Origin of the sequence: Pedobacter foliorum (assembly GCF_013266735.1) — a bacterium.
Lineage (GTDB): Bacteria > Bacteroidota > Bacteroidia > Sphingobacteriales > Sphingobacteriaceae > Pedobacter > Pedobacter foliorum.
This window is the reverse complement of record NZ_JABSNU010000003.1, coordinates 12,766-39,148: the sequence shown is the minus strand read 5'-3', so window position 1 is coordinate 39,148 and position 26,383 is coordinate 12,766. Positions and strand designations below refer to the sequence as shown.

General features: G+C 37.4%; 24 protein-coding genes. 10 read left to right on the top strand and 14 right to left on the bottom strand.

Annotated elements, in window-relative coordinates; all coding sequences use genetic code 11:
- Positions 1-239 precede the first annotated feature (239 nt).
- The 3 genes from HQN83_RS06925 to HQN83_RS06915 all read right to left on the bottom strand — a co-directional run bounded on the left by HQN83_RS06925 (position 240) and on the right by HQN83_RS06915 (position 6,268).
- On the bottom strand, positions 240-2,102 hold the full coding sequence (locus tag HQN83_RS06925; protein WP_173089621.1) for an ABC-F family ATP-binding cassette domain-containing protein: 1,863 nt from the start codon (positions 2,100-2,102) through the stop codon (positions 240-242).
- 399 nt (positions 2,103-2,501) lie between these two features.
- Complete coding sequence (ybeY, locus tag HQN83_RS06920) at positions 2,502-2,936, bottom strand: rRNA maturation RNase YbeY (RefSeq protein WP_173089620.1); 435 nt, start codon at positions 2,934-2,936, stop codon at positions 2,502-2,504.
- Between the two features lie 11 nt (positions 2,937-2,947).
- A complete protein-coding gene (locus HQN83_RS06915; protein ID WP_173089619.1) occupies positions 2,948-6,268 on the bottom strand; it encodes a DUF4175 family protein in 3,321 nt (1,106 codons plus the stop codon).
- A 92-nt stretch (positions 6,269-6,360) separates the two neighbouring features.
- Here HQN83_RS06915 and HQN83_RS06910 point away from each other — a divergent pair, with 92 nt between their 5' ends.
- On the top strand, positions 6,361-7,164 hold the full coding sequence (locus tag HQN83_RS06910) for a glycerophosphodiester phosphodiesterase (RefSeq protein WP_173089618.1): 804 nt from the start codon (positions 6,361-6,363) through the stop codon (positions 7,162-7,164).
- A 66-nt stretch (positions 7,165-7,230) separates the two neighbouring features.
- Here HQN83_RS06910 and HQN83_RS06905 read toward each other — a convergent pair whose 3' ends face one another.
- From HQN83_RS06905 to HQN83_RS06895, 3 genes are all read right to left on the bottom strand, one after another.
- Complete coding sequence (locus HQN83_RS06905; protein WP_008241764.1) at positions 7,231-7,422, bottom strand: cold-shock protein; 192 nt, start codon at positions 7,420-7,422, stop codon at positions 7,231-7,233.
- 99 nt (positions 7,423-7,521) lie between these two features.
- Positions 7,522-8,463, bottom strand: a complete 942-nt coding sequence (locus tag HQN83_RS06900; protein ID WP_173089617.1) for a hypothetical protein — start codon at positions 8,461-8,463, stop codon at positions 7,522-7,524.
- Positions 8,464-8,553: 90 nt separating this feature from the next.
- Positions 8,554-9,807: an aspartyl protease family protein gene (locus tag HQN83_RS06895; protein ID WP_173089616.1), complete on the bottom strand. Its 1,254-nt coding sequence runs from the start codon at positions 9,805-9,807 to the stop codon at positions 8,554-8,556.
- 29 nt (positions 9,808-9,836) lie between these two features.
- Between HQN83_RS06895 and HQN83_RS06890 the strand changes: the two genes are divergently transcribed.
- Positions 9,837-11,168, top strand: a complete 1,332-nt coding sequence (locus tag HQN83_RS06890; RefSeq protein WP_173089615.1) for a D-alanyl-D-alanine carboxypeptidase/D-alanyl-D-alanine-endopeptidase — start codon at positions 9,837-9,839, stop codon at positions 11,166-11,168.
- 1 nt (position 11,169) lies between these two features.
- On the opposite strand, the gene HQN83_RS06885 is transcribed toward HQN83_RS06890, so the two are convergent.
- From HQN83_RS06885 to porX, 4 genes are all read right to left on the bottom strand, one after another.
- Entirely contained in the window at positions 11,170-11,850 is a 681-nt protein-coding gene (locus tag HQN83_RS06885) for a M15 family metallopeptidase (protein WP_173089614.1), read from the bottom strand.
- Positions 11,851-11,858: 8 nt separating this feature from the next.
- On the bottom strand, positions 11,859-13,085 hold the full coding sequence (locus HQN83_RS06880; protein ID WP_173089613.1) for an alanine dehydrogenase: 1,227 nt from the start codon (positions 13,083-13,085) through the stop codon (positions 11,859-11,861).
- Between the two features lie 65 nt (positions 13,086-13,150).
- The gene (gene tsaE / locus HQN83_RS06875; protein ID WP_173089612.1) at positions 13,151-13,567 is read right to left on the bottom strand and encodes a tRNA (adenosine(37)-N6)-threonylcarbamoyltransferase complex ATPase subunit type 1 TsaE; all 417 of its coding nucleotides are present in this window, start codon (positions 13,565-13,567) and stop codon (positions 13,151-13,153) included.
- 2 nt (positions 13,568-13,569) lie between these two features.
- A complete protein-coding gene (porX, locus tag HQN83_RS06870) occupies positions 13,570-15,123 on the bottom strand; it encodes a T9SS response regulator signal transducer PorX (RefSeq protein WP_173089611.1) in 1,554 nt (517 codons plus the stop codon).
- A gap of 105 nt (positions 15,124-15,228) precedes the next feature.
- Between porX and HQN83_RS06865 the strand changes: the two genes are divergently transcribed.
- The 7 genes from HQN83_RS06865 (at position 15,229) to HQN83_RS06835 (ending at position 21,912) form a co-directional block, all read left to right on the top strand.
- Positions 15,229-16,452, top strand: a complete 1,224-nt coding sequence (locus tag HQN83_RS06865; protein ID WP_173089610.1) for an HD domain-containing protein — start codon at positions 15,229-15,231, stop codon at positions 16,450-16,452.
- A 120-nt stretch (positions 16,453-16,572) separates the two neighbouring features.
- Entirely contained in the window at positions 16,573-17,658 is a 1,086-nt protein-coding gene (gene lpxD / locus HQN83_RS06860; protein WP_173089609.1) for a UDP-3-O-(3-hydroxymyristoyl)glucosamine N-acyltransferase, read from the top strand.
- Positions 17,648-19,060, top strand: coding sequence for a bifunctional UDP-3-O-[3-hydroxymyristoyl] N-acetylglucosamine deacetylase/3-hydroxyacyl-ACP dehydratase (locus tag HQN83_RS06855; protein ID WP_173089608.1), 1,413 nt, complete (start codon positions 17,648-17,650; stop codon positions 19,058-19,060). The genes lpxD and HQN83_RS06855 overlap by 11 nt, the downstream gene beginning before the upstream one ends.
- The gene (lpxA, locus tag HQN83_RS06850; protein WP_048908154.1) at positions 19,057-19,842 is read left to right on the top strand and encodes an acyl-ACP--UDP-N-acetylglucosamine O-acyltransferase; all 786 of its coding nucleotides are present in this window, start codon (positions 19,057-19,059) and stop codon (positions 19,840-19,842) included. Before HQN83_RS06855 ends, lpxA begins: the two co-directional genes overlap by 4 nt.
- 10 nt (positions 19,843-19,852) lie before the next feature.
- Complete coding sequence (locus HQN83_RS06845) at positions 19,853-20,467, top strand: ABC transporter ATP-binding protein (protein ID WP_173089607.1); 615 nt, start codon at positions 19,853-19,855, stop codon at positions 20,465-20,467.
- Positions 20,468-20,623: 156 nt separating this feature from the next.
- Positions 20,624-21,184, top strand: a complete 561-nt coding sequence (gene efp, locus HQN83_RS06840) for an elongation factor P (protein WP_173089606.1) — start codon at positions 20,624-20,626, stop codon at positions 21,182-21,184.
- A gap of 149 nt (positions 21,185-21,333) precedes the next feature.
- The gene (locus HQN83_RS06835) at positions 21,334-21,912 is read left to right on the top strand and encodes a 5-formyltetrahydrofolate cyclo-ligase (RefSeq protein WP_173089605.1); all 579 of its coding nucleotides are present in this window, start codon (positions 21,334-21,336) and stop codon (positions 21,910-21,912) included.
- Here the strand turns inward: HQN83_RS06835 and HQN83_RS06830 are convergent.
- The 4 genes from HQN83_RS06830 to HQN83_RS06815 are packed head-to-tail and all read right to left on the bottom strand — an operon-like array spanning position 21,873 to position 25,597.
- Positions 21,873-22,847: a formimidoylglutamase gene (locus HQN83_RS06830; RefSeq protein ID WP_246254349.1), complete on the bottom strand. Its 975-nt coding sequence runs from the start codon at positions 22,845-22,847 to the stop codon at positions 21,873-21,875. The two genes, HQN83_RS06835 and HQN83_RS06830, sit on opposite strands and share 40 nt — an antisense overlap.
- Positions 22,841-24,085, bottom strand: a complete 1,245-nt coding sequence (hutI, locus tag HQN83_RS06825) for an imidazolonepropionase (protein ID WP_173089604.1) — start codon at positions 24,083-24,085, stop codon at positions 22,841-22,843. Before hutI ends, HQN83_RS06830 begins: the two co-directional genes overlap by 7 nt.
- 3 nt (positions 24,086-24,088) lie before the next feature.
- Positions 24,089-24,859: an exodeoxyribonuclease III gene (locus HQN83_RS06820; RefSeq protein WP_173089603.1), complete on the bottom strand. Its 771-nt coding sequence runs from the start codon at positions 24,857-24,859 to the stop codon at positions 24,089-24,091.
- A gap of 21 nt (positions 24,860-24,880) precedes the next feature.
- Positions 24,881-25,597 carry a peptidylprolyl isomerase gene (locus HQN83_RS06815; protein WP_173089602.1) on the bottom strand — a complete coding sequence of 239 codons (717 nt, stop codon included), beginning with the start codon at positions 25,595-25,597 and terminating at the stop codon, positions 24,881-24,883.
- Between the two features lie 154 nt (positions 25,598-25,751).
- Here HQN83_RS06815 and HQN83_RS06810 point away from each other — a divergent pair, with 154 nt between their 5' ends.
- Positions 25,752-26,324 (top strand): YceI family protein, encoded by a 573-nt coding sequence (locus HQN83_RS06810; protein ID WP_173089601.1) that lies wholly within the window; start codon positions 25,752-25,754, stop codon positions 26,322-26,324.
- Positions 26,325-26,383 lie beyond the last annotated feature (59 nt).

Sequence of the window (26,383 nt, the reverse complement as noted above, 5' to 3'; positions counted from 1 at the left end):
GATGCGTTAGAGCGCGTTAAATAAGCTCTAACGAGTGTGTTTAATTTTGAAATAACGGTTAAAAAGGTCTTTTGAGGGGTGTTTGAAATAATAGACCCCTGTGTTGAATAAGTTTTTTTGATTTTTGAATCACGCGTGGAACTGCTATTTGTACACAATGATTTAGCGTTCAGCGAAGCTACTTCGCCGTCATTTAATTCAAAAAAACAGATTTCAGTTATCCTTTTCATCGTTGTTTTTTATTTTTCAGAAAGGGTTAACCATCTCTCTGTTGCGGTGTCCATTTCACTAGTTAGCGTTTCAATAGACTTGGTGACAGCTTGAATTTCGATATAATTAGCGCTGTCAATTTCTAAAAGAGATTGAGTTAGTTTTTCTATTTCAGATTCGATCTGAGAAATCCTTGAGTCAAGATCTTCTAATTCTTTCTGCTCCTTGTAGCTTAATTTTTTTTGAGCAACTGGGGTAGGAGTAGAGACTTGAGTTTCTTTCTTTTTTACTTCTGGTTTTTCTTTTGCAGCATCAAGACTCAGTCTGTATTCTGAATAGTTTCCATTATAAATGGTTACCTCTCCGTTTCCTTCCATTATGAATAGTTGCTCGCTCATTTTATCTAGCAAGTATCTATCATGGGAAACAAGAATTAATACACCTGGGAAGTTCTCAAGAAATTCTTCAAGAACATTTAGTGTGTCAATATCAAGATCGTTTGTTGGCTCATCCAGAATTAGAAAATTTGGGTTTTGCATTAAGACTTTCATCAGGTGCAAACGCTTTTTTTCGCCCCCACTTAATTTCTCAACCATGCCATGTTGTTTCTTCGGCGGGAAGAGGAATAAGGTTAAAAGTGCGGAAGCGGAGATCGTTTGTCCATCTGCCATTTTAATATATTCGGCATCAGATTTTACAATATCAATAACACGTTCTTTTTCATTGAATGCTAACCCCCCTTGTTTATAGTAACCATAAACAGTAGTTTCTCCTGTGCTAACTTTACCTTTTTCTGGCTTAAGAAAACCGGTGATGATATTTAATAACGTAGATTTTCCAGTTCCATTTTTACCCGCCAAGCCAATTCTATCTGCGCGTTTAAAAGTGTAGCTGAAATCATTTATGATTTTTTTATCATCAAATGACTGACCGATATGATCTAACTCAAGAATTTTGTTTCCCTGACGCGCCATTTTTACATTTAAAGTAATGCTTTGATTGTCAGTTCTTTGCTTGGTTTTGCTATCTAAGTCGTAAAATGCGTCAATTCTAGCTTGAGATTTGGTTCCCCGGGCCTGTGGCATCCTCCTCATCCACTCTAATTCTTTCTTTAAAAGATTTTTGTTCTTTTGAAAAGTGCTTTCGTCGGCAGCTTCTCTTTCAAATTTCTTTTCAAGGAAGTAAGCGTAGTTACCATTGTAGTTATATATTTTACCTCTATCTAACTCAACGATTGTGTTACATACATTATCCAGGAAGTAACGATCGTGCGTAACCAAAAGGATTGTTTTGTTCCCTGAGGTAAGCAATTTCTCCAGCCATTCAATTGTATCTATATCCAAGTGATTGGTAGGCTCATCTAATACATAAATCTCAGGATCTTCTATAAGTAGTTTCGCTAATGCTAAGCGCTTTTTCTGTCCACCGGATAGGGTAGATATCTGCTGTTGCAAATGATTAATGCCCATTCGGCTTAAGATGGTTTTTATCTCATGCTCATATTCCCAAGCATTGTGTTCGCTTAATTCTTCATACAGACGATTTAATGTTTTTTCATCTGGGTTTGGGTCCTCTATTAGCTCTTCATATTCTTTGATGAGCTGTTGTTGTTTATTTTCTAGCGAAAAAATAAAGTCACTAATAGAATAACCCTCAGGAAAAGAGGGCTCCTGATCAAGAAATCCGATTTTTACGGATTTATTCTTTACAATTTTTCCTTCCAATGGAGAAAACCTTTCGGCAAGAAGTTTTAACAAGGTGCTTTTTCCGGCACCGTTAATACCTACCAACGCTACGCGTTGCCCAGTTTGGATTCCAAGGGTTAAGTTTTTAAATAGCCATTCGTCGTGATAAGCATGGCCTAAATTTTCGGCTGCAATAAGTGTGCTCAAAGTCTGTGTTTAACGATATTAGAGATAAGAAATTACTACAAAAGTAAGCAATAATTATTTGGTATGTAGTTGGTCCTATTTAATATAAAGGATTTTGATCTCCAACAAACATAAGTCTTGGCATTTAATGTAACAGAAAAGTTGCATAATGCTTAAGAAATAAAATTTAAAACAGATTTTGCAGACAAATAGCCCTGAAAAATGACCTTTATAGCTTGCTTTGGCTGCAATAATTGGGGCTGTTCCAATGTCTTTATCAGAAAAGCATTAAAGGGCCTTAAAAAGCCTGAAAAGAGGATAAAACAGCTTTTACACTTTTTAGAAAAAAAAGAAGATTTGGTGCTCGTTTTTGACCGAAGAATCCGGCCGATTTGATCAAAATATAATTTAGAATGAATCTTAAGAATTCGCTAGAAGAGCGAGGTAGTGATCTTCACGATCAGTCATCTTTGTTTTTGCCGCTTTGCCTTTGTCTTTGTATCCTAAAAGGTGAAGGGCTCCATGAATCATTACTCTACACAATTCTTGTTCGACAGTGTGCTTAAATGTTGCTGCGTTTTCCTTTATTCGCTCAATGCTTATAAATATATCGCCTACAATCGTTTTAAGCTCTTCAGAGTTATCAAAAGTGATCACGTCAGTATAAGTGTCATGATTAAGATAATCCTGGTTTATACGCAATAAATATTCGTCTGAGCAGAGGATAAAATTTAATTCCTTTAACTGATACCCTTCTGCTTCAACAGCAGACTTAAGCCAATTCTTAATGATTGTCTTTTTTTTAACGGTATAATTGGTGTCTTCAGTAAAAAAATTAACGCTCGCTTTGCTCATCAGATCATAAATTATTGGGGCAAATTTAGCAATTTAAAATACTCAGTTATTTTCTTTTTGTAAAAGAAGTTTAAATCAGGGGGCAGTTTCTGAAGCCATTCTGTTTCTGATTGCTGAGTTTTTTTAAATTTCTCGAGCATTTGTTTGTAGGATGGAGGGAAGTCTTTAGCTGATTTCGCTTCTCTTTTTGAATCCTGATCTTGTTCGCGCTCGGCATTTTCTGCATCAAGTAATTTTGTGAGGATGCTTTTTTGACGATTAAGGGTTTCTTGCTCTATTTTTTTATTAACTAAATCACTTTCAGTCGCCTTCATGTCCTGAATCATTTGATTGAGGTTTCCAAGGCCGTTTTTACCGTCTTTATTTTGGTCTTGATTTATCTTTTGAAGAGCTTCTCTGATCATTTGCTGTTGCTGCGCCATTTTAGCAAACTCTTGGCTCATTTGTCCTTTAGGTGCGGTGCCTTTGTTTCCATTCTTTTGGAGCTCCTCTCTAGCCTTTTGCATGCTGTTGTTAAGCTGTTTTTGCATCTGCTGAAGTTGTTGCATACTGCCCTTTCCGCTAGATTTTCCGCCCCCACTAGATTTTCCACTTTTCTTCATGTTTTGCACCTGATCAAGCGCTTCATTTAGCATTAGTGTAAGGTTGTTGATCGAAGTCATGGTGTATTGCTGATTCTTGTTGGCGAGACCAGTATTTCTTTCACCAAGGTTTTCGAGACTCTTATCAATGTTGAAATTGATCTTTTGCATCTCTTCGTTAACTGCAGTTTCGATCTGTGGCACTCTTTTGCTGAGGGAGAACAAACTATCGGCAATGGTCTTCATGTTGTCTTTAATGCTGCGTTGTTTCTGAACGTTTTGCGTATAAAGAGGGTCATTGCTATTCATGCTTTTTAGATTCAGCATTACCTTTTCCTGGTCAAAAGAAGTGTTTAACAAATTTTTTAATAGCTGACGCAGTTCCTGAATGTTTAGGTTGCTTTCCATTTCTGCGGATTCCTGCTGCATCTGTTCCATCTCCTTCGCTAACTTTTCCATTTGCTCAGCAGCCTTTTGTTGGCTCTTAGAAGCATCTTTTTTGTTATTCTGGTCTAATTTGTTCTCGCTATCTTTTTGTTGTTGCTTAATCTCTGATGTTTCTTTTTCTGGATTTTTAAATGGATTAGGGCGCTCCATTTGCTGATTTTTATCATCCAGTTTTTTAAGCTCTTTTTTGATGTCATCAAATTCGCTAGACAGCTTTTTCTGCTCTTCATTTAATTTATCAGATGAGGCGTCTTTTTCAGAACTTTTCTTAGACAGCTCCTTTTGTTCTTTAGCAAGATCATTTAGCCTATCAGTATTGTTCTTTAAATTCTGTTCAAATTCAAGCTGTTTATAGAGTTCCAGAATTCTATCAAGTTCATTCTTTAATGATTTATTGTCCATTTGCATTTTGGACAGTTCGTTTTGGGTTTGATCCTTGTTATTTTCCTCCATTAGACTTTGAAGTTTTTGGAGCAATTCTTTGGTTTTTTCATTAAGAACATTATTAAACAGATCATCTATTTTCTTCTGCTTCTCAATTAATTCGTCCTTTAAGGCGTTGTTTTCTTCTTTCTGAAGCGTGTTCTTTTCATTTAAGGACTTTACCTCATCTACCGCCTTTTCGAGCTGCTGCTGCTTATCTAATAGCTGCTCAATCTGTTTTTTATCGTCGAAATTGAGCTGTTTTTTATCTAAAAGGGTTTCACCAAGCTTTTTACTTTCTTTTTCAACCTCGGAAGCCAGTTTAATGGCTTTTTCCATCTTCTGTTTAAGTTCTGTACTTCCCTGATTTAATTTTTCTGCTACCTGTTGTTGTGTAGGGACTTCGAATATCTTTATAGCTGATTTAGTCTTTTTTGGACCATTAACGGCATCATTATCTGCTACCTCGAAATAATACTCGAGGGCTTGTCCTGGTTTTAGAGGGGTTTCATTTAAATTCCAAAGAAAGAAAAAAGCATTTTCAAGTTGGTTTTTCTTTAGGGTTAAGGATTTGGTTACAGTGCTTTTTAGTACACCATTTTCTTTGATATTATATTGGAATTTTAAAGCACTAAATCCGTGATCATCTGATATGTTTCCTGAAAAATACAGCGCTTTACTGCTTATGGAGTCAGGGGTTTCTACAATTGAGATATTAGGGAACTCATCTTTAATAATGTCAATTTGATGTGATAGGGAGTCTTTACTGTTTATAAAGCTGTTTTTAGGGATAATCTGATATCCCGTGTTTTCCTGCAGCTTTTTAGTGAAGCTAAAGCTGTTGTTCTCTGAGTTTAGCGCATATTGTTTGTTGGCAATGATGAAGCTAAGATTATTACTGTTCTCTGTATTTAATGACCAGGTTACTGTGGTTCCCTCAGGCAAAAGTAGATCGCCTGCATTTTGAATTACCTCTTCTTTTTTATTCAGATAGGTTGGGTATTGGAGCTTAGCCGTAATATTTAATACAGAAGGGCGAGGTTTAACTTCTATTGTGTGGGAGAGTGAATTGAAGCCTCCACCGGAGAACTGGATTGTTTTGTTCTTTTGAAGGTTTTTGAAGGTGTATGTAAAGCGGTCAGCGCCTTCTTTTTCTAGTTTGTAGGTGTTGGCCGCATCTGAAACATATACTTCCTGAGGGAGTTGATTTCCTGTTATTTTAAGCTTTATGATTAAATCATCACCCTGCGGAACTATTAGGCTCTTGTTTAGCATTACAAAACTAAAAGGAGCCTTAGGTAGAATTTCTTTATTGTATTGAACAAAGCTACTGGTTCCTTCTTTTAAAATGGTTGGTGCAATTATCCCGATAAGAAGAATGATTGAAAGTGGTAGCAGGATATATTTAATATATTTTTTATTGTCTTTAAGCTTGATTGCGCTGGCAAATGGAATCGGTCTAAGCTCGGTTATTTTCTGATCTATTCCGGCTAGAATTAATTGATTGTTATTTGGATTTTGATTGGCAAGCGCCTGTAATTGAAGGGTGTTTAGTAACTTATCTTTTACATTAAAAAAGTGGTCACCAATTAATGTAGCCGCTTCTTCAATACTTAAATTCTTACTTAGTTTGAAATATAAAAGAGCAGGTTTTATAATAAGAAATGATATTACAGCTACAGAAAGGGCTAAAAAGGAGAAAAAAAGTGTGGTTTTTGTGCCTACTCCCGGGTTTGTATAGTAAACAAAGAGAAAGAGAAAAAGATAAAATATGAGGAGTAGCGTAAGAGCATAAATGCATCCCCGTAAAAGCTTGTTTAGATAAAACTTTTGCGTAAACTCATTAACTTTAGCTATTAAAATGTCGTAATTGTTATTCATTAAAACAGTGGAATGGGTAATAAAGTTAGAAAATAACTTTAAGAAAACGTTTACATAAACATTTAACGAGTATTTTTAGAAAAAGTATTTTTATGAAATCATCAATTTTAGTCATCACCCTTATGGCGTTATTTACGAAAAGTTTTGATCCTCAACCCGAAACAAATATTAAAGGATCTTCCTGGAATAAGAACCCTGTTATTGCTCATAGAGGAGCCTGGAAAAAGAACAATTTGCCTGAGAATTCTATTGCTTCACTTAAAGAAGCGGCTAGATTAGGGTGCTATGGTTCTGAGTTTGATGTTCATATGACCTCGGATAGTGTTTTGGTGATTAACCATGATGCTGACTTTTACGGACTTCATATTGCGGAGGTGACATACAAAGAGCTTTTAACTAAGCAGCATCCTAATGGCGAGTATATTCCTACTTTGGAGGCGTATTTAAAGGAGGGGATAAAGCAGAAGAAAATGAAGTTGATTCTGGAGATAAAACCTTCGAAGGCGAATCCAAAAAGAGATCTGGAAATGACTGATCGGGTGGTTGCTATGGTTAAGAAATTGAAAGCTAAAGAATGGGTTGATTACATTAGTTTTAGCTATGATATTTTGAAGCGTGTTTTGGTGTTGGATCCTAAAGCTAAAGTGGCTTATTTAAACGGAGATGCTTCATTAGAAAAACTTAAAGGAGATGGGTTTTATGGAGCTGATTATCACTATAGTGTTTACCAAAAAGGGGAATGGTTTGCAAAGGCTAAAGAATTGGGTTTAACCATTAATGCCTGGACGGTAAACAATGTTGATGATATGAAATGGCTGCTTAAAAATAAGGTAGAGTTTATTACTACAAACGAGCCTGAGTTGGCTTTTGAGACTATTAAAGCAGAGAATAAATAATTGCTATAAAAACAAAAAAGCATCGCAGGTTATCTGCGATGCTGTACAATTTATGTTTTTAATAATCTAGATTACTTTAACATTAATCGCATTCAACCCTTTTTTACCGCTTTCAACATCGTATTCAACTTTGTCGTTTTCACGAATTTCATCGATAAGGCCTGTTGAATGTACAAAAATTTCGCTATCTCCGTTTGCAGGGATGATGAATCCGAAACCTTTAGTTACATTAAAAAATTTTACTGTTCCTTCTTGCATTGTATTATTTATTAAAAAATTAAGTGTGCAATGTACATATTATTTTTTTATTAAAATGCAAATGATTTGTTTTTTGACGTACAGAAAATGAGAAAAGCATCATTTATTGGTCTTTTTTCCCTGAACAACCAATTTAATTTCGCTAGAATGAGGTATTCCAAGTGTTTTGCCCGGCGTAACTGCCAGGAGATTTTGAAGATAAACGCTAATAATTGCTTCTAACGACTTTTTTCGTGCCTCTTTGTGTTCGGGCAGAACATTACCGAATGTGGTTAAATACATTTTTCCGTTAGCATTTACTAAGACATTAAATTCATAAGCGAAGTCCTTGTAAGCCTTGTCAATGTCGATACGATAGTAAGGAAATAAATAATCGTAGGATAGTGTTCTGCCTTTAAAAGGATCAATTGTGGTTATTTTTTTTACCTTGATGAGCTTGCTGACAGGCGTAAATTCTACGGGCTGTCTGCCTGCGAAGGCACTATCTAAATTTTGCGGATTACGGTTGGAACGTGCAGAGAGCCATTGGACGTAAAGTGTATCAGCTTTGGAAGGTTTTTGTAACTCTTCGGCTGTGGTTTTTAATACATTTTTTAGGTAATTATCTGAGTAGTAGGTGATGTTGACATCAGATCTTATGTCTTTCGAAATCTCCTTTTTTTGAAGGTGAAGCCTTTGAAATACAAGACTATCCTTGCTTATCTTTTTTATACGGAAATATTCATTTGCGAAATTATACACGTCGCCATGATCAAACATAAGGAAAAAGGGTTGCATCTTTTTCTTTTGGGGGCTATAAGCCATCACGGTATCATTTGATTTGAACTGGATAATCCATGACGGTTCTTGTTGAAACCCCATTTCATTAAAGGAAAGACCATTGCTAAACCGGCGTTTTACTTCCTGATATCGAATGCCGATGATCGAATCAAATGAGAGCTTTTTTACGACTTTTTTCTCTTCTTTAGGGGTATTGCAGCCGTAAGATGTAAGGAGTAGGATTAAGCTTAGTAGTGTCGTTAAATGGGGTATCTTTATCATATTGGTACTTGTTCCTGATATATAAATTGGGGCTTCATTTAGCTTAAAAAAGCTGTTTCTTATCCATATGGAAAGGGTAAAAATAAATATTTATATCCGTTTCTTCAATTTTATAAGTTTGATGAGCAGGTCTCCGTTCCTGTTGATAGAGAGGAAAATACCACGACCATCTCCAGAGCGCAATGTTTTTGTAATATCGTTAAGATTTAATGTTTTGGTGCTAGTGAAATTGATAGATATAATTTCATCACCTTCGTGGATATCGGCTAATTGGGCGGGAGAATTAGGCTCAATTCTACTTATAAAGTAACGCTTTTCGGGTTCTTCTTCGACATAGACTTCAATGCCCGACATATCGTGTTCAAATGGACGGCTGAAAAATTGATTTTTTTTAAGGTACATGATTTCATTTGCATAATCGAATGTGATATTGAATCTGCTTAGTATTTCAGAACCAAGATTGCCATTCCTATTTAAAATCAATGTTTTCGCAGCTACATCATCATATATTGGGTAAGAGGAAATGACATCGTTTAATTCAAAGTTTCCGATCCTCATTTTAGGAACACGACCTACATTTCCGCTAATTGGGCCGCCTAGACCGATTCCAAGATTTGCAGGGATGGCATTGGGAGGTATGGGGAAAGGCTTTTCGTTTAGAGTTTCTAATGAAATGGCATGGCTAGCACCATTATCAACAACAACCTTTGCATTGATGGAGCCTAGCTCTTTAATGTCTAGCTCTACGTTTATGTATGGTTTACTATTGATGATTTGCAAAGGAATAATTTCACCCTTTATTTTCTTCTTGGTTCCTGGTAAATTAAAAATTACTCTTTTGGAAGAGTAATTTATTTCGACAGTAAAGCTATTGAAGAAGTAATAGCCTAAGAGGCCATAAATTCTGGTTCCCATGTAATTAGAGAGGCCTAGGATATCTGATTTTAGTATCGCCGTTGGTATGTAGTCGATATTTGCTTTGCCAATCTGAGCAGAAATTTGGTTGGAAAGAAATGCATCTATTTCCATTCCTTTTCCAAGCCCACTTATTTTTATTGGACGAAGATCTTTAAGGTTTAATTCTTGGACAATTGTTGTGTCTGTAATTACTAGAGGGCCAACGCCGGTATCCAAAATGAAATTGTAAGGCCCCTTGTTATTGATGTACAAAGGGATGATAATTAGGTTGCGAATGAGGGTGAAATTAACAGCACTTTTTGTTCGGGAGCCATTAAAACCAAATTGCTGAGCTTTTGATGCATATGGAGTGCAAATTCCAATTGTTAAGGGAATTAGAATAACTTTTAAGAAAAAGAAATTAACAGCACGCATAAGCGGATTCATTGAACTAATTTAATAAATTAGTAGTCAGTATGTGTAGATCTCAATTTAAAATTAATGGCTTGTTTCTTTTATTAGCTGTTTCTGCTGGCCTTTTTTTAAGTAGTTGCGCTGTTGATCGTCGCATGTCAAGAAAGGTAAATGGCCTTTTTAAAGAGTCTGAGGTGTTAAAGAAGCACTATGTGGGGTTTGCTTTATACGATATGTCTACTGAAAAAATGGTGTTTGAAAATAATGCAGATAAGTACTTTACCCCGGCATCAAATACTAAATTATTTACCTTTTATGGGGGATTAAAAATAACACCTGACTCAATTCCTGCATTGCGGTATATTGAACGGGGAGACTCCCTTATATTTTGGGGGACAGGAGATCCCTCTTTTTTATATGCAAAATTTAAGGGAACAAGAGCTTTTGATTTTTTAAAGACAACAAATAAGCAACTTTATTTTGCGCCGGGAAGGTACTCTGGTGATTTCTATGGAAAAGGCTGGCAATGGGACGATTACAACGATTATTATCAGTCAGAGATTAATGAGTTTCCAATAATGGGAAACTTGCTTGAGGCTAAGGAAAATAAGGGTGCGCTGACTGTTTCTCCTCAGCTGTTTGCCGATTGCGTTACCCCGGATTCTTCATCAAAAGAGGCCTCCTTTTTGATAAAACGGGATTTCAATACAAACAGATTTAATTATCCTGCTATAAAGGTGCCAGAGGGCTATACCCAAGAGGTTCCGTATAAAGTTAGCTTGTCTACAACACTTGCCTTATTGTCTGATACGCTTAATAAAGAGGTTGGGTTGATTAGGATGAAAATGCCCACAAATGCCAAGACAGTATATTCTTTAAAAGCCGATTCCGTTTTTAAAGAGATGATGGTGCCGAGTGATAATTTTATAGCAGAACAGTTGCTTCTGGTTTATTGCAATCAAATTGGTGAAGGTTTGAGTGCTGAAAAGGCAATACAATACATCAAAGAAAACTATTTAAATGGGCTACAAGATAAGCCGGTATGGGTTGATGGCTCTGGGCTGTCGAGGTATAATTTGGTTACACCTAGGGACATTATAACGCTTCTGGAGCTAATCTATAAAGAGGTGAATGACCAAAAGAGATTGTTTGCAATGCTTCCGGCAGGAGGTAAGAGCGGAACCTTGAAAAACGCTTACCCCAAAACGAATGAACCTTTTGTTTTTGGAAAAACAGGAACCCTATCAAATATTCATTGTCAGAGTGGGTACGTTGTAACCAAGAAAAATAGGGTGTATTTGTTCTCTTTTATGAATAATAATTTTGTATCATCTACAACTGCGGTGAGAGACGAAATGGGTAAAATTATTACCTATATTCATGAAAACTATTAGACTATAGCTTTTCAAAAGGGATGTCCATTAGTGGGTATTTCTTCCATCCAATGAAATCAAAATGCCACCATTCGTTACTTAGCACTCGGAATCCGTGAGATTGCATTGTGGTTATCAGTAAGGCCCTGTTTTTTATTACAGCTGGCGGTAGATTTGAATAGGATGGGGAGGCTTCACGAGCAAAGCTATCGTATGGTGTAGGCATTTGTACTTCTTTCCCGGTTTTTAAATCGATTAACGTTAGGTCAATAGCGCAACCGCGATTGTGTTTAGAGCCTTTTTTAGGGTTTGCTACAAAATTTTTATTCTTAGCTTTTTTGTAGAAAGCTAGTGTAATGGTATAGGGGCGGTATCCATCAAATATTTTTAACCCATATCCCTTTTTGTTAAGGGCTGATTGTACTCTCTTTAGTTGTGCTACAACAGGTCTTCTGGCAAAGGCCCGAGCCTCTTTGTACATTACCTGATTCATGAAATTATTTCTTGTAGCATACCTGATATCGAGCGCAATATTTGGTATTGCCTTTTTGATTTCTATGAGTTGGTTATTAGGGTCGTCGATGTATGATGAGCGATAATCTTCATAGAAATTGATCACCTGTAGCCCATAAGGATTGCCAGTTGTTTTTTGAGCCCATGTAAATAATGGGGTGAGCAGCAATAGGCACAAGTATTTTTTCATCCTCTGGGCTATTGATTTGAGACGACTAGCAACTCAATGTCCTTGTATGGAAGGTTATACATGTTTGCAAGATCTTTGTTCGTTAAATGTCCTTGATAGATGTATAGCGCTTCTCTGATACCAGGTTTACTCCACACAACATTCATTAATCCGCCCATATCGCCTATATCCACAAGAATTGGAGTAAATATATTTGTAAGGGCATAAGAGGCCGTTCTAGGTACGCGCGAAGCGATATTAGGAACGCAATAATGGATTACATCATGTTTTCTAAATACCGGATCTTTATGGTTTGTTACTTCGGATGTTTCAAAACATCCACCCTGATCAATACTTACGTCAATTACAACAGAATTGGGCTTCATTCTGGTTACCATTTCTTCCATTACGATGCATGGGCTTCTTCCGTGCTTTGCTCTAATTGCTCCAATGACAACATCACAAGTGGTAATTGCTTTTCCAAGAACAATTGGTTGCATAACCGAAGTGAAAACACGACTTCCGAGGTTGTTTTGAAGCCGTCTAAGACGATAAATAGAGCTGTCGAACACTTTCACTTCTGCTCCTAGCGCAAGGGCTGTACGCGCAGCATATTCGCCAACGGTTCCTGCTCCAAGAATTACGATCTCAGTTGGCGGGACACCGGTAAAGCCACCAAGCATGAGGCCTTTTCCTCCTGTTACGTTACTGAGGTATTCTGCAGCAATAAAAATTGATGTTGCGCCAACAATTTCGCTCATTGCACGTACTACACTCAGGATGTTTCCTTCGTCCCTTAGGTTTTCGAAGCAAATGGCATTGATTTTCTTATTAAGAAGGGCTTTAAGGTAGGTTTCTTTTAATCCGCCCATTTGAAGTGCGGATATTAAAGTTTGCCCCTTATGCATTAGAGCAACTTCCTCTAAAGTTGGCGGAGCTATTTTTACCAGGATATCGGCGTTAAAAACATCTTTTTTGTTAAAAGCGATGATTGCGCCTTGTTCGCTATAGTCGTTATCGGAAAAGTTTGAGCCTACCCCCGCGCCGGTTTCTATAACAACCTTATGGCCATTATTGACCAAAAGGGCAACGGATAATGGGGTTAGGGCAATTCGGTTTTCCTGAAATGAGATTTCTTTTGGAATGCCAATATACAAACTATTGCTTTTCTGACTGGTTTCTGACATTGTCTCTTTAGGCTGTAAAAGCCCTTTTTGAGCAATGGAGGCCATACCTTCGCGTAATCCTGTAGCCATATTTGTTTATGTGATATTTTAGCTTGAAATTAAGAAAAATAACCTAAAAACTAAGGTTTGCCATTTTATATTTTATTGATGGACAGTAGCCTCTCGTTTTCGCTTAACATTTTGATCTCAACTTTTATATAGTGCTCTGGCAATAACTCTTCAACCTTTTCAGGCCATTCAATAAAGCAGGTGTTTCCAGAATAAAAGTATTCTTCATAACCGATGTCGTACGCTTCCTGAAGGTTTTTAATGCGATAGAAATCGAAATGGTAAAAAGTATTGCCTTCTGCTTCATATTCGTTTACAATAGAGAAGGTTGGGCTGGAAACCAGTTCTTTTACGCCTAAGGCTTTAGCTAAAACCTTAATAAAAGTTGTTTTTCCAGCCCCCATGTCGCCTTCGAAAACAAATATCTTTTCAGCTCCGGCAAAATCTAAAAGGGAAATAGCGGCTTGATCTAAATCAGACAAGCTGTTTACATTAATATTCATTGTTATTTTGAACTGTATGTGGCAATTGGTATGATCATCTCTTCTAAAGAAATACCTCCGTGTTGGAAGGTTTCATTATAATAGTTTACAAACTGGTTATAGTTGTTCTGGTAAACAAAATAACGGTCTTCTTTAGCAAAGATATAATTTGAACTGATGTTGATTTTTGGTAATTGAGCTTCATGAGGGTTTTTAATTAGAAAAACCTCTTTTGCATTGAAGTTAAGATTACGCCCTTGTTTGTAGCGAAGGTTTGTATTGGTGTTTCTATCGCCAATAACTTTGCTTGGGTGCTTTACCCTAATGGTACCGTGATCTGTTGTAATGACGACCTTAACGTTCTTCTGAGCTATTTTTTTCAAAAGATCCATTAGTGGTGAATGCTCAAACCATGACAAGGTTAATGACCTGTAAGCGGCGTCGTCGTTAGCTAACTCACGAATCATCTGCATGTCTGTACGGGCATGTGATAGCATATCGACAAAGTTATATACAATGGCGTTAAACTCGTTTTGAAGCAAGTTGTTAACCTGCTCATTTAATGCTTTTCCGTCATCATAAGTTAGTATTTTGTTATAGCTGAACTTACAGTCTTTGCGTAGACTGCGTTTAATCTGGTCAGCTAAGAAGGCACCTTCGTGCATGTTTTTTCCGCCCTCATCGTCGTCGTTTTGCCATAAACCAGGGAAACGTTTTTCCATCTCTAAAGGCATTAAGCCTGAAAATATAGAATTACGTGCATATTGGGTTGCTGTAGGCAATATACTCGAATAGGTATCCTCTTCATCCAAACGGAAGTGCTCAGTAATTAGGGGATTGATAATTCTCCATTGATCATAACGTAAGTTATCAATAAGGATAAAAAAGACCGGAACATTGTTGCTTAGCAAAGGGAACACTTTTTTCTTTAAGAGCTCATTTGATAACAACGGAGCTTTACCTTTTCCGTTAACCCAACCCAGATAATGATCTTCGATGAATTTTGAGAACTGCATGTTGGCCTCTGACTTTTGCATGGTTAGAATTTCATGCATCTGTGGGTCATCAAGTTTTTCCAGCTCAAGCTCCCAGAATACTAGTTTTTTATAAACATCTACCCATTCATCATAGCTCAGTTTGTCATTCAATGTCATGCCCAAACGTCTGAAGTCTTGTTGATAGGCCATGGATGTCCTCTCGCTTACCAGGCGCTTGTTGTCTATTATTTTTTTTATGGTCAACAAAACCTGCTTAGGGTTAACCGGCTTAATAAGGTAATCATCTATTTTAGATCCAATGGCGTCCTCCATTAAGTTTTCTTCTTCACTTTTGGTAATTAGTACAACAGGGACATCGTTTCTAATATTTTTGATTGCCGTAAGCGTTTCAAGACCACTCATTCCGGGCATGTTTTCATCAAGAAAAACAAGGTCAAAGTGTTCTTTACCAAATGCTTCAAGAGCATCATTACCATTGGTATAAGTAGTAACGTGGTATCCCTTTTCGTTTAAAAGTAATATATGTGGTTTTAATAAGTTTATCTCATCGTCGGCCCATAGAATCTTGGTTTCCTGCATTATCGTATTTCTATAATGTGAATTTAATTTGTCAAAAAGAGAGCGTGTCTTTCTTACTATGGATAAAAATAGCAATTTTTGTACCGTATAATTTATTTTTAAGGATTGAACAAAAAGAAAATAATAAATGATCCGGTATATGGATTCATAAACATTCCTTCAGAAATAGTATTTGATCTGATATCTCATCCGTATTTTCAAAGGTTGAGGTATATAAAGCAATTGGGAATGACCCATTTGGTATATCCGGGGGCATTACACACCCGTTTTCACCATGCTTTAGGAGCAATGCATCTGATGGGATTGGCTATTGAAATTCTGAGAAGCAAGGGGCATGAGATTAACAGGGAAGAAGAAGAGGCTGCCACAATTGCAATCTTACTACATGACATCGGACATGGTCCTTTTTCACATGCACTCGAATATTCGCTGGTTCATGGAATAAAGCATGAAGATATTTCCATGTTAATTATGGAGAAGCTGAATGCTGAGTTTGATGGCCGGTTAACCCCCGCAATTAATATTTTTAAAGGTAAATACCATAAGAACTTTCTTGCTCAACTTGTTTCTGGTCAGTTAGATCTGGATAGAATGGATTATCTGAACAGAGACAGCTTCTTTACAGGAGTAAGCGAAGGAGTAATTAGTTTTGACCGCATTATTAAGATGTTTAATGTGCTGGATGATAATCTGGTAATTGAGGAAAAGGGTATTTATTCTATTGAGAATTTCTTGATATCCAGAAGACTGATGTATTGGCAGGTTTATTTGCATAAAACTGTTATTGCGGGAGAGATGGTGCTGGTTAAAATTCTGAAACGCGCAAAGGAACTGGCAGTAAAAGGAGAAACTCTTTTTGCTACTCCAGCCCTTCAGCATTTTTTAAAAAATGATGTTACTGAAGAGGATTTCTTTTCTGCAGACATTCATTTATCCATGTTTACTAAGCTTGACGATCAGGATATATTTGCTTCAATAAAAGTTTGGCGCGACCATCCTGACAGGATATTGGCACAGTTATGTAAAATGCTTACCAATAGGAATCTCTATAAAGTAGAGATTACAAATGATGCTCCTGATCAGTCCAGAGTAGATGTACTTAAGGAAAACACTGCAGAATTTTTAAAGCTTACTGAGGATGAAGTGTCCTATTTTGTCTTTACAGACGTAGTGAGAAACAGGGCTTATGATGCAGGACACAGCAATATTAATATACTACTGAAAAACAATATCATAATTGATATTGCAAAAGCATCAGATTTATCTAACTTAGAATCTTTAGACAAAACAGTGAAAAAGCACATATTATGCTATCCAAGGATAATTTAGCATACTTTAACAAAATAATTAATTTTTAATCCCGTTTTTAGTTTCTTAAATCTAAGAAGGAATTATAATAACCTAAATAGGTTTATTTGTTCATATCAATTTAACATATAACTTTGTAAAATGCAATTTACTGCCAAGCAGATAAGCGAATTTATAAATGGCACCATTGAGGGCGACGAAAATGCAAAAGTCGAAGAGCTTTCTAAAATAGAAGATGGTAAGCCTGGATCTTTGTGCTTTTTGTCTAATCCTAAATACGAGAATTATTTATATTCTACCAATGCTTCTGTAGTCATTGTTAGTCAAGATTTCTTGCCATCACAGGCAGTGAAAAGTACCTTGATTAAGGTTGCAGATCCCTATAGTGCATTTTCTGTCCTGTTAGATCGATATAATGAGGTAATTAGTCAGTTGGGTGATTCTTCAGGAATTGAGCAGCCTTCTTTCGTTCATCCTACCGCAAAACTAGGCAAGAATGTTTTTGTTGCTGCTTTTTCTTATATCGCAGAGAACGTTGAAATAGGAGATAATTCGAAAATATTAGCTCAGGTTTATGTAGGCCCGGATACCAAAATTGGAACCGGATGTACTATTTTTCCTGGGGTAAAGATTTATAATAGAACTGTTATTGGTGATCGCGTTTTTATACACGCGAATACAGTAGTAGGAAGTGATGGCTTTGGATTTGCTCCACAACCAGACGGAACATATTCAAAAATTGCCCAAATTGGTAATGTTGTTATTGAAGATGATGTAGAAATTGGCGCCAATACAACAATAGATAGGGCAACAATGGGCTCAACTTTTATAAGAAAAGGGGTTAAGCTTGACAATCTAATTCAAATTGCGCACAACGTTGATGTTGGTGAGCATAGTGTTGTAGCTGCACAAACCGGTATTTCTGGAAGTACTAAACTCGGCGAAAAGTCGGTAGTTGGTGGCCAGGTTGGTATCGCAGGGCATCTTTCTCTGGCAAAAGGGACGCAGATAGGCGCTCAGGCTGGAATTAATTTTAGCACAACGGAAGAGAATAAACAATGGCACGGCAGTCCTGCTCAACCATTAAGAGACTGGATGCGTGCATCTGTAATATTTAAACAGCTGCCTTCTGTCGAAAAAAGAATTGCAGCTTTAGAAACAACTATTTCGCAATTAAGAGCCTTAATTGAACAAAAAAGTACAATACAAGATAATAATGAACGTTAAACAAAAGACCATAAAAAACGAAGTTTCCGTAAAAGGGGTAGGCCTGCATACTGGAGCAAATGTTACATTAACTTTTTGTCCGGCGCCTGAAAATCATGGATTTAAATTCCAAAGAATTGATTTACCCGGAAGCCCAATCGTTGATGCAGATTGTGATAATGTTACTGACACAGCCAGAGGAACAACTATTTCTCAGAATGGGGCTAGTGTAAGTACCGTTGAGCACGTTATGGCCTCGCTTGTTGGTATGGATCTGGATAACGTCCTTATGAAAGTGGACGGTCCTGAAACACCAATTATGGATGGTAGTGCAATTCTGTTTTTGGATGCACTTGAAGCCGCAGGAATACAGCAACAGGAAGTAGATCGTGAGTATTTCCAAATACCACACAACATTACTTATGCTGAGCCTGATAGAAAGGTAGAGATTGTTGCAATGCCTCTTGATGATTATAGGTTTACCTGTATGATCGATTATAATTCACCGGTATTGGGAAGTCAGCACGCTGGCATTTCAAGTATTGCTGAATTTAAAAAGGAAATTGCGTCATGCAGAACCTTCTGTTTCTTGCATGAACTTGAATATCAATTGCAAAACAACCTGATTAAAGGTGGTGATTTAAATAATGCTATTGTTATTGTAGATAAGGAAGTTACGAAAGAAGAACTGGACCATTTAGCTACGATATTTAACAGAAAAGCGATTGAAGTTGCTCCGCAAGGGATATTAAATAACATGGAATTAAGGTATCAAAACGAGCCTGCCAGACATAAATTATTAGATATGATTGGTGATTTAGCGCTTGTTGGGGTACACTTGAAAGGTCATATTATGGCAGCTCGTCCTGGTCACGCAGCAAATGTTGCATTTGCTAAAAAGATCAAGGCAGCAATCAAAAAAGAAAAAAATAAAAAGGTACAGCATGTTTATGATCCATCGGTAAAGCCACTTTATGATGTGGTTCAGATTATGGATATTTTACCACATAGACAACCCTTTTTGTTTATCGATAAAATATTGGAACTTTCTAAAACACACGTAGTTGGTGTTAAGAATGTAACAATGAACGAAGAGTTTTTTAAAGGACATTTCCCTGGAGCACCAGTTTTTCCAGGTGTAATTCAGATTGAGGCAATGGCTCAAACTGGAGGTATTTTGGTATTGAGTACAGTTCCAGATCCAAGAAATTACCTTACTTTGTTCTTAAAAATAGATAACGTCCGCTTTAGGGCTCAGGTATCGCCAGGCGATACTATTGTTTTCAGATGCGATTTGATGGAGCCTATCAGAAGGGGAATTGCCCAGATGAAAGGCGTCGGAATGGTTGGAGGCAAAGTAGTTGTGGAAGCAGAGATGATGGCACAAATTGTAAAAGTAAAAGATAGCGAACCCGTAGCATGATACAACCCCTAGCGTATATACACCCACAGGCAAAAATTGCCGACAATGTGGTAATTGAACCTTTTGCAGTAATACATAAGGATGTTGAGATCGGTGAAGGAACCTGGATCGGATCTAACGTTGTCATCATGGATGGCGCTCGTATTGGAAAGAATTGCCGGGTTTTCCCTGGCTCTGTGATCTCCGGAGTCCCTCAGGATTTAAAGTTTGCAGGAGAGGTAACTACAGCTGAAATTGGAGATAATACCACAATCAGAGAGTGTGTTACTATTAACAGAGGAACAAAAGATAAATGGAAGACTGTAATAGGCAGTAACTGTCTTATACAGGCGTATTCACATATTGCCCATGACTGCGAAGTTGGGGATTATTGCATTTTTTCGAACAGTACAACCCTTGCAGGCCACATCACAATTGGTAATTATGTTGTGTTAGCAGGATTGGTAGCTATTCATCAATTTGTAAAAGTGGGCGCTCATGCCTTTGTTACCGGTGGTTCATTGGTAAGAAAAGATGTTCCTCCTTACGTTAAGGCGGCAAGAGAGCCGCTTTCGTATGCAGGTATTAACTCTGTTGGTTTAAGAAGAAGAGGTTTCTCTTCTGAAAAGATTAATGAAATACAGGAGATTTACAGGGTATTATTTGTGAAACATAATAACGTTACAAAGGCGTTAGATATGATTGAAGCAGAATTTAAGCCTACAGAAATCCGCGACGAAATTGTAGATTTTATCAGAAACTCTAATAGAGGCGTGATGAAGGGCTTTGGCTCTGGGAGCTAATTGATCATCAATGACAATTACTTTACAGGACATTGGGCGAAGATTTAACCAGGAGTGGATTTTTAAAGGAATAAACTATCAATTCAATTCTGGCGGTAAATACGCAATTTTAGGCCCAAATGGTTCTGGAAAATCCACTCTATTGAGTGTTATATTAGGTAATTTATCTCCATCTGAAGGTATTATTACTTATGATCAAGAAAAGAGTATAGCGGTAGAAAAAATATATCAGTATGTTAGTTTTGCCGCTCCTTACTTAGATCTGATTGAAGAATTCACACTACAGGAAACTATAGATTTCCATTTCAAGTTTAAGCAGCTTCACAAGGATTTTGATGAAGGGATGGTGTTAGAGCTGCTTGGACTAAAGAAATCGCAAGACAAGGCTTTAAAGCACTTCTCCTCAGGAATGAAACAGAGAACTAAGCTTGTTCTAGCCTGTTGCACGGAAACACCGATACTTTTATTGGATGAACCCACCTCAAATCTGGATAAGCAAGGGGTTTCGTGGTATCATGAGTTAATAGAGCGTTTTACAGACAACAGACTTGTAATTGTAGGCTCTAATCAGGAAGCAGAATATTCTTTTTGTAACCATTTTGTTCAAATCACGGATTATAAATAACAAAAATTATATTTGTGTAGAGGCTAAAAGCGGTCGATTTGAGCGTTAAAGAACGATAAAAATAAATTTTTAAATTACTATTGTAGAATTAATAAATAGTTTATACCTTTGCGGCACGAAAAAGAGCCGATGGTATGGGCAAAATTTCATAATAAAATGGCAAAGGCATCAGAAGTAAAAAGTGGTAATATCCTTCGTTTTAACGGAGAATTAGTGCAAGTGGAAGAGTTTCTACACCGTACACCAGGTAACTTACGAGCTTTTTATCAAGCCAAAATGAGGAACGTAAAAACAGGGAAACTTGTAGAATATAGGTTCCGAGTTGATGAGGATGTTGAGATTTGCCGTGTTGAAACCAGCGATTACCAGTATTTGTATGAAGATGGTGAGGCACTAGTAGTAATGGATAATACTACTTACGAGCAATTTAACATACCGAAGGCATTATTTGGTAAAAGCCTTCGCTTTTTAAAAGAAGGAACGAATGTAATTGTAGCATTTGAAAGTGAAGAGCCAATTATGGCACAAGCACCTTCGCATGTTGAATTAGAAATAACATACTCTGAGCCTGCAGTTAAGGGCGATACATCTACAAACGCATTAAAATATGCAACTGTAGAGACAGGAGTTGAAATAAAAGTCCCAATGTTTATCAATCAGGGCGATAAAGTTAAGGTTGATACACGTACTGGTGACTATGTTGAAAGAGTAAAATAAGAATTTTCATAGTTTAGTTTTAGGTTTAGGTTGATTGTGGCTTCGGAGTGGTTCCCGAAGCCATCTTTTTTTATCTTTGTTTTTAATGAGAAGGCATTTTCCGCTATTTAAAGGAGGTGTCTCGATGAAATAAATGCAAACTAAAGGAGATGAAAAAGGCAGAACTTAGAAAAATCGCACTGAACCAGAGAAAATTTCTCTCTTCCTCAGCTGTCTCAAAACTTTCCCTCCAATTGTTATCTCATTTCTCTAAGCTGGATTTTTCAGGAGTAAAGACGATACATGTTTTTTTGCCTATTGCAGAGAAAAATGAACCTGATACATTTCTTTTCATTGATTGGCTCAGAAACAACCATCCTGATGTTAAGATTATTGTCCCAAAGGCAGACTTTGAAACGGCTTTAATGAGCAACTATGTTTACTCCGGTAGGGAAGACCTACAGAAAAACTTGTATAATATTCTTGAGCCTCAAAAAGCAGAGCTACATAATGGGGATGTTGAAATGGTTCTTGTTCCTTTGCTTGGATTTGATGAACGAGGCTACAGAGTTGGCTACGGAAAAGGCTTTTATGACCGATTTTTAGAGGGATTAACAACTTTAAAAGTTGGGATTTCTTTTTTTGAACCTGCAGATAATATCGAGGATGTTAATGAGCATGATATCCAATTGGATCTATGCATTACGCCTCATAAAGTATATGATTTCAGAAAATCAGTGATTAAGTAAGCAATGCTTTTACCCGTAAGGGAGCTTGTTCTTCCGTCAGCCATCTCAGCGGCCCCTTCGCAGATGTGCAAATAAGCAAACCGTTTTGATGATCCTAAAATGAGTCTTCTAATGTCGTTTAGGCTAAACCCGGATGGTGTAGCTGCACTGGAAAGGACGTTTTCTATGCTATCAAGATCGATTTCTAAGCCAGGAGTCTCAAAATCATTTATTAGTTGATCCCAGGCACTTAAAAGCGAGTCCTTAAGAAGAATGTCGTCAAAGAAGACAGCCTGTATTTTTTCATTTGCTTCTATTTCTTTTAGGATAGCCGCATTGTTGTAGCTCTGGTGTAGGCCAAAGATGCCGTATTTGGACATATAACCATCTTTTAAGGCATAACTGAAGCTGTTGCCGCTATGTCTGCCGTTTGGCTCTCTTAAGTCAGCATGGGCATCTATATTGATGATGTCAACTGCTTGCTTTTTAGCCATTGAGAGGGCCTTTATTATAGGGTATGCATTATTGTGCCCCCCTCCAATTACAATAGGGATTTTACCTGCTGATACAATTTTAACGATACATGCAGAAACTGCCTCATCTATTTCGGATACTTTTTGCTGCAATCCATCAATGCTATCATTTTTGGGATCAGTAAAATCAAAATGACCTAGTACGATTAATTCTGATCCATCTAAGAAACGGTTACTTTGTGTATTTAGGAATGCTTTTAGAGCAGGGTTCCAGGCTGTTGATGCCCCAGGCAGACCGTAATTAGCTCTTACTCCAATATCCTCAGGAATTCCAAGCAGAACAAAGCGGGCACCCGAAGCATTAAGGTCTTCTAAAGAAGAAATAACCTCCACACGTTCGCCTAGCTTTGTTTCTCCGGTTCTAACATTAACAAGCTTTAGAACATCGTTTTTGCTGTAAATCCTTAGACCATCCATTAGCATATTTCTCCGTTTAAAACTACTTTTTCTATTTGAGACTGCCCAAAACTATAGGGCAGGTAAGCTAAAGAACTCATTGGTCTAGTGATGAACAGATTCGCCCTTTTTCCAACGGCAATGCTTCCTACAGTTTCGGATAGTTGCATTGCTGCAGCACCATTTAAAGTAGCCGCATTAATTGCTTCTTCTGGCAGCATCTTTAATTTAATACAGCCTAAAGAAACTACGAAATTCATGTTCCCTGATGGAGTAGAGCCGGGGTTAAAATCTGAGGCTAAAGCAACAGGGATATCAGCATTGATTAGTCCACGGGCATTTGCAAAGGGAATACCAAGGTACAAAGAGCAGGATGGGAGTAGTGTCGCGATTGTATTGCTACTGCTTATGCTGCGAACCACATCTTCATCCGTAACCTCTAGGTGATCCACCGAGATAGCATGGTGTTTTACGCCCACCTGAACGGCGCCCGAAATGGATAATTGATTCGCATGTATTTTAGGAGGCAGGCCATATTTTGCTCCCACTTCTAACAATTTCTCAGTCTCATCAACTGAGAAAAAGCCCTTTTCGCAAAAAACATCAATATAATCAGCTAACCCTTCATCTGCTATTTTAGGAAGCATTTTGTCTATAATGAGCTTAATGTAGCTGTTATGGTCATTTTTATAATCTTCGGGGTAAGTATGCGCGGCAAGGAATGACGCTTTAATTGGAATTTTAAAAGCCTCTTTAAGTCGCCTAATAACCCTAAGCATTTTTAATTCACTGTCTAAGGTTAAGCCATAGCCGCTCTTAATTTCAACAGCACCGGTTCCTTGCTTAATCATGTCTTTTAAGCGCATGGAAGCGCTTTCAAACAGATGATCCTCGGTTTCGTTTTGAAGTTTCCGAGCAGAATTCAAAATACCTCCCCCTGCGGCGGCTATTTCTTCATAGCTTTTGCCTTGAATCTTCATTACAAATTCTTCCTCTCTGGACGCTGCAAACACAATATGCGTATGTGAGTCGCACCAAGAGGGGAAAACATAACCTCCCTTAGCAGAAATGGAGGTTAATGATGTAGGTAAGTTGGTCGGAAGGTTATCCATACTGCCAAAATCGGCTATTAATCCATCCTCACATAATATCCAGGCATTGTTTATTGCAGGCAAGGTATTCATGCTACTGCCCTTTAAAACAGAAATGTTTTTAGGGTGAGTGCCAACAAGCGAGCCAATATCTGTTATTAAGAGGGCCGACATAGATTATGGATTTAGTTCCAATAAAACAGGACAATGGTCTGAATGAACAGCGTCAGGAAGTATGCTGACGCTGTTCAGCTTATTCAAAAGAGGTTGAGTTGCTAAGTGGTAATCAATACGCCACCCAAGGTTCTTTGCTCTTGAATTTGCCCTGAAACTCCACCATGTGTAATGATGAGGATCCTTATTGAAGTGCCTAAAAGTATCAATGAATCCATTATTTAAAAACAACTCCATCCATTCGCGTTCTTCTGGTAAGAAGCCTGAAGAGTTCGCATTTGATTTCGGGTTATGGATATCAATGGCAGTATGGCAAATGTTATAATCCCCAGAAATTATCAAATTAGGATGCTCTTTGCGTAGTTCACCGATATATGTGTCGAAGAAACGCATGAACTCATACTTTTTAACCTGTCTGTCGTCTCCACTTGATCCTGATGGCATGTAGAGGCTCATTAAAGAGAAATCGTCAAAATCAGCCCTCAAAATGCGGCCTTCTTTGTCTATCCATTCTTCTCCGCAACCATACTCAACGTGGTTTGGCTTTATTTTAGTTAAGATGGCAACTCCGCTATAGCCTTTTTTCTCTGCCGGAAACCAGTAATGGTGATACCCCAATTGCTCAATTAGAACCAGGATCTCCGGAATCTGCGAAGGCAATGCTTTAACTTCCTGCAAGCAAACCATATCGGCATCAGTTGACTGCAACCAGCCAAAAAAGTTTTTAGTTGATGCAGAGCGAATGCCGTTAACATTGTAAGAGATAATCTTCATAAAATATATATTGGTACTGAATTAATTAATTGTAAATGACTCGTTTTTAATCGGTTTGGCTAATTGTTTTTCTAGCCTTTTTGCTGCGCGTCTTTTTAAAACTGAAACTGTCATCTTCACATCGGCAACGGGTCGATCATTAGAATCTTTAGCCACAGCGGCAATTTTATCTACCATATCTAAACCTTGAACTACCTCTCCAAAAACGGTGTAGTTTCTGTCTAAGTGAGGAGTGCCACCTAAAGTTTTATAGATTTCTCTTTGCCAAACCGGTATTTTAAAATTAAGACGATTTGCTTCTAAAGCATCCAACTCCTGATCAGTAAATTTTTTACCCTGCACAATGTAGAATTGAGAACCGCTAGAAGCTTTTTCTGGATTATTATCTCTTGCAGCCCCTAATGCACCCTTTTTGTGAAATAAACTATCTCTAAACTCAGCAGGAACGGTGTAACCAACGGTTCCTTCCCCAAGCAAATCTCCCTGTTTTGCAGTTTTTGAATCGGGATCGCCACCTTGAATCATGAAATCTTTAATAATCCGATGAAACAAAGTGCCCTCATAAACGCCTTTTTTAACCAGAGATATCATGTTGTCGCGGTGTTGAGGCGTTTCATTGTAAAGCATAATTATGCATTCGCCCATATCTGTTTTAATCTTTATGTATTGATGTTTTGGCTTTGCCGCAAAGGCAGTTAAAGCACCTAAACACAGTAGCAAGGTAAGAATTCTGTTCATTAATATTAATACGTTTTTGGAGCTAAGGTAAGTTAAAAATGGCTTTATTGATATGAGCTTCATTTCAATTTTATTCATTACCTTTCTTATCATACATCAAGAGTGGTTCAGCCAAAGGGATGTAGTTTTGTAAAATTAATAACTCAAAAAAATTATGAAAAAGGTATTTTTATTCCTGGTTGCAATTTCAATCAGTGTTGCGTCTTTCGCACAAACAAAGTGGACAGTAGATCCAATGCATTCATTTGTGAATTTCTCGGTAAAACACATGGGAATCTCTTTTGTAGATGGATCATTCAAAAAATTTGATGGTGCTGTTACAGCTGCTAAAGCGGATTTAACAGATGCTAAAATCAGCTTTTCTGTTGATGTAAATAGCATTTCTACTAGTGTTGAGCCTCGCGATAAGCACTTAAAATCAGATGATTTTTTTAATGCTGAAACTTTTCCATACATGACTTTCGAAAGCACTTCATTTAAAAAATTGAAAGGTAACAACTATGAGTTGAGCGGAAAATTAACAATCCGTGATGTAACTAAAGATGTAAAGTTCAGTGTTGTATATGGCGGAACGGCTAAAGATCAGCAAGGAAATACCAAAGCTGGTTTTTCTGCAACCACAACCATCAATCGTTTAGATTATAACATCAAATATGATCCAACTGGAATGGGTGTTGGTAAAGACGTTAAAATAGGCTTGAACCTGGAATTTGTTCAGGCTAAATAGTTAATTATAGCCGGCCTGGTTAATGCACTCGCATTAATCAGGCCAGCTGTTTAATTCTT

What these genes read in the sequence shown, in the direction of transcription:
- ybeY (WP_173089620.1), bottom strand. Translation starts at nt 2,936, where the DNA reads ATGAGCAAAGCGAGCGTTAATTTTTTTACTGAAGACACCAATTATACC.
- HQN83_RS06915 (WP_173089619.1), bottom strand. Translation starts at nt 6,268, where the DNA reads ATGAATAACAATTACGACATTTTAATAGCTAAAGTTAATGAGTTTACG.
- HQN83_RS06910 (WP_173089618.1), top strand. Translation starts at nt 6,361, where the DNA reads ATGAAATCATCAATTTTAGTCATCACCCTTATGGCGTTATTTACGAAA.
- HQN83_RS06905 (WP_008241764.1), bottom strand. Translation starts at nt 7,422, where the DNA reads ATGCAAGAAGGAACAGTAAAATTTTTTAATGTAACTAAAGGTTTCGGA.
- HQN83_RS06900 (WP_173089617.1), bottom strand. Translation starts at nt 8,463, where the DNA reads ATGATAAAGATACCCCATTTAACGACACTACTAAGCTTAATCCTACTC.
- HQN83_RS06895 (WP_173089616.1), bottom strand. Translation starts at nt 9,807, where the DNA reads ATGAATCCGCTTATGCGTGCTGTTAATTTCTTTTTCTTAAAAGTTATT.
- HQN83_RS06890 (WP_173089615.1), top strand. Translation starts at nt 9,837, where the DNA reads ATGTGTAGATCTCAATTTAAAATTAATGGCTTGTTTCTTTTATTAGCT.
- HQN83_RS06885 (WP_173089614.1), bottom strand. Translation starts at nt 11,850, where the DNA reads ATGAAAAAATACTTGTGCCTATTGCTGCTCACCCCATTATTTACATGG.
- HQN83_RS06880 (WP_173089613.1), bottom strand. Translation starts at nt 13,085, where the DNA reads ATGGCTACAGGATTACGCGAAGGTATGGCCTCCATTGCTCAAAAAGGG.
- tsaE (WP_173089612.1), bottom strand. Translation starts at nt 13,567, where the DNA reads ATGAATATTAATGTAAACAGCTTGTCTGATTTAGATCAAGCCGCTATT.
- porX (WP_173089611.1), bottom strand. Translation starts at nt 15,123, where the DNA reads ATGCAGGAAACCAAGATTCTATGGGCCGACGATGAGATAAACTTATTA.
- lpxD (WP_173089609.1), top strand. Translation starts at nt 16,573, where the DNA reads ATGCAATTTACTGCCAAGCAGATAAGCGAATTTATAAATGGCACCATT.
- HQN83_RS06855 (WP_173089608.1), top strand. Translation starts at nt 17,648, where the DNA reads ATGAACGTTAAACAAAAGACCATAAAAAACGAAGTTTCCGTAAAAGGG.
- lpxA (WP_048908154.1), top strand. Translation starts at nt 19,057, where the DNA reads ATGATACAACCCCTAGCGTATATACACCCACAGGCAAAAATTGCCGAC.
- HQN83_RS06845 (WP_173089607.1), top strand. Translation starts at nt 19,853, where the DNA reads ATGACAATTACTTTACAGGACATTGGGCGAAGATTTAACCAGGAGTGG.
- efp (WP_173089606.1), top strand. Translation starts at nt 20,624, where the DNA reads ATGGCAAAGGCATCAGAAGTAAAAAGTGGTAATATCCTTCGTTTTAAC.
- HQN83_RS06835 (WP_173089605.1), top strand. Translation starts at nt 21,334, where the DNA reads ATGAAAAAGGCAGAACTTAGAAAAATCGCACTGAACCAGAGAAAATTT.
- HQN83_RS06830 (WP_246254349.1), bottom strand. Translation starts at nt 22,847, where the DNA reads ATGCTAATGGATGGTCTAAGGATTTACAGCAAAAACGATGTTCTAAAG.
- hutI (WP_173089604.1), bottom strand. Translation starts at nt 24,085, where the DNA reads ATGTCGGCCCTCTTAATAACAGATATTGGCTCGCTTGTTGGCACTCAC.
- HQN83_RS06820 (WP_173089603.1), bottom strand. Translation starts at nt 24,859, where the DNA reads ATGAAGATTATCTCTTACAATGTTAACGGCATTCGCTCTGCATCAACT.
- HQN83_RS06815 (WP_173089602.1), bottom strand. Translation starts at nt 25,597, where the DNA reads ATGAACAGAATTCTTACCTTGCTACTGTGTTTAGGTGCTTTAACTGCC.
- HQN83_RS06810 (WP_173089601.1), top strand. Translation starts at nt 25,752, where the DNA reads ATGAAAAAGGTATTTTTATTCCTGGTTGCAATTTCAATCAGTGTTGCG.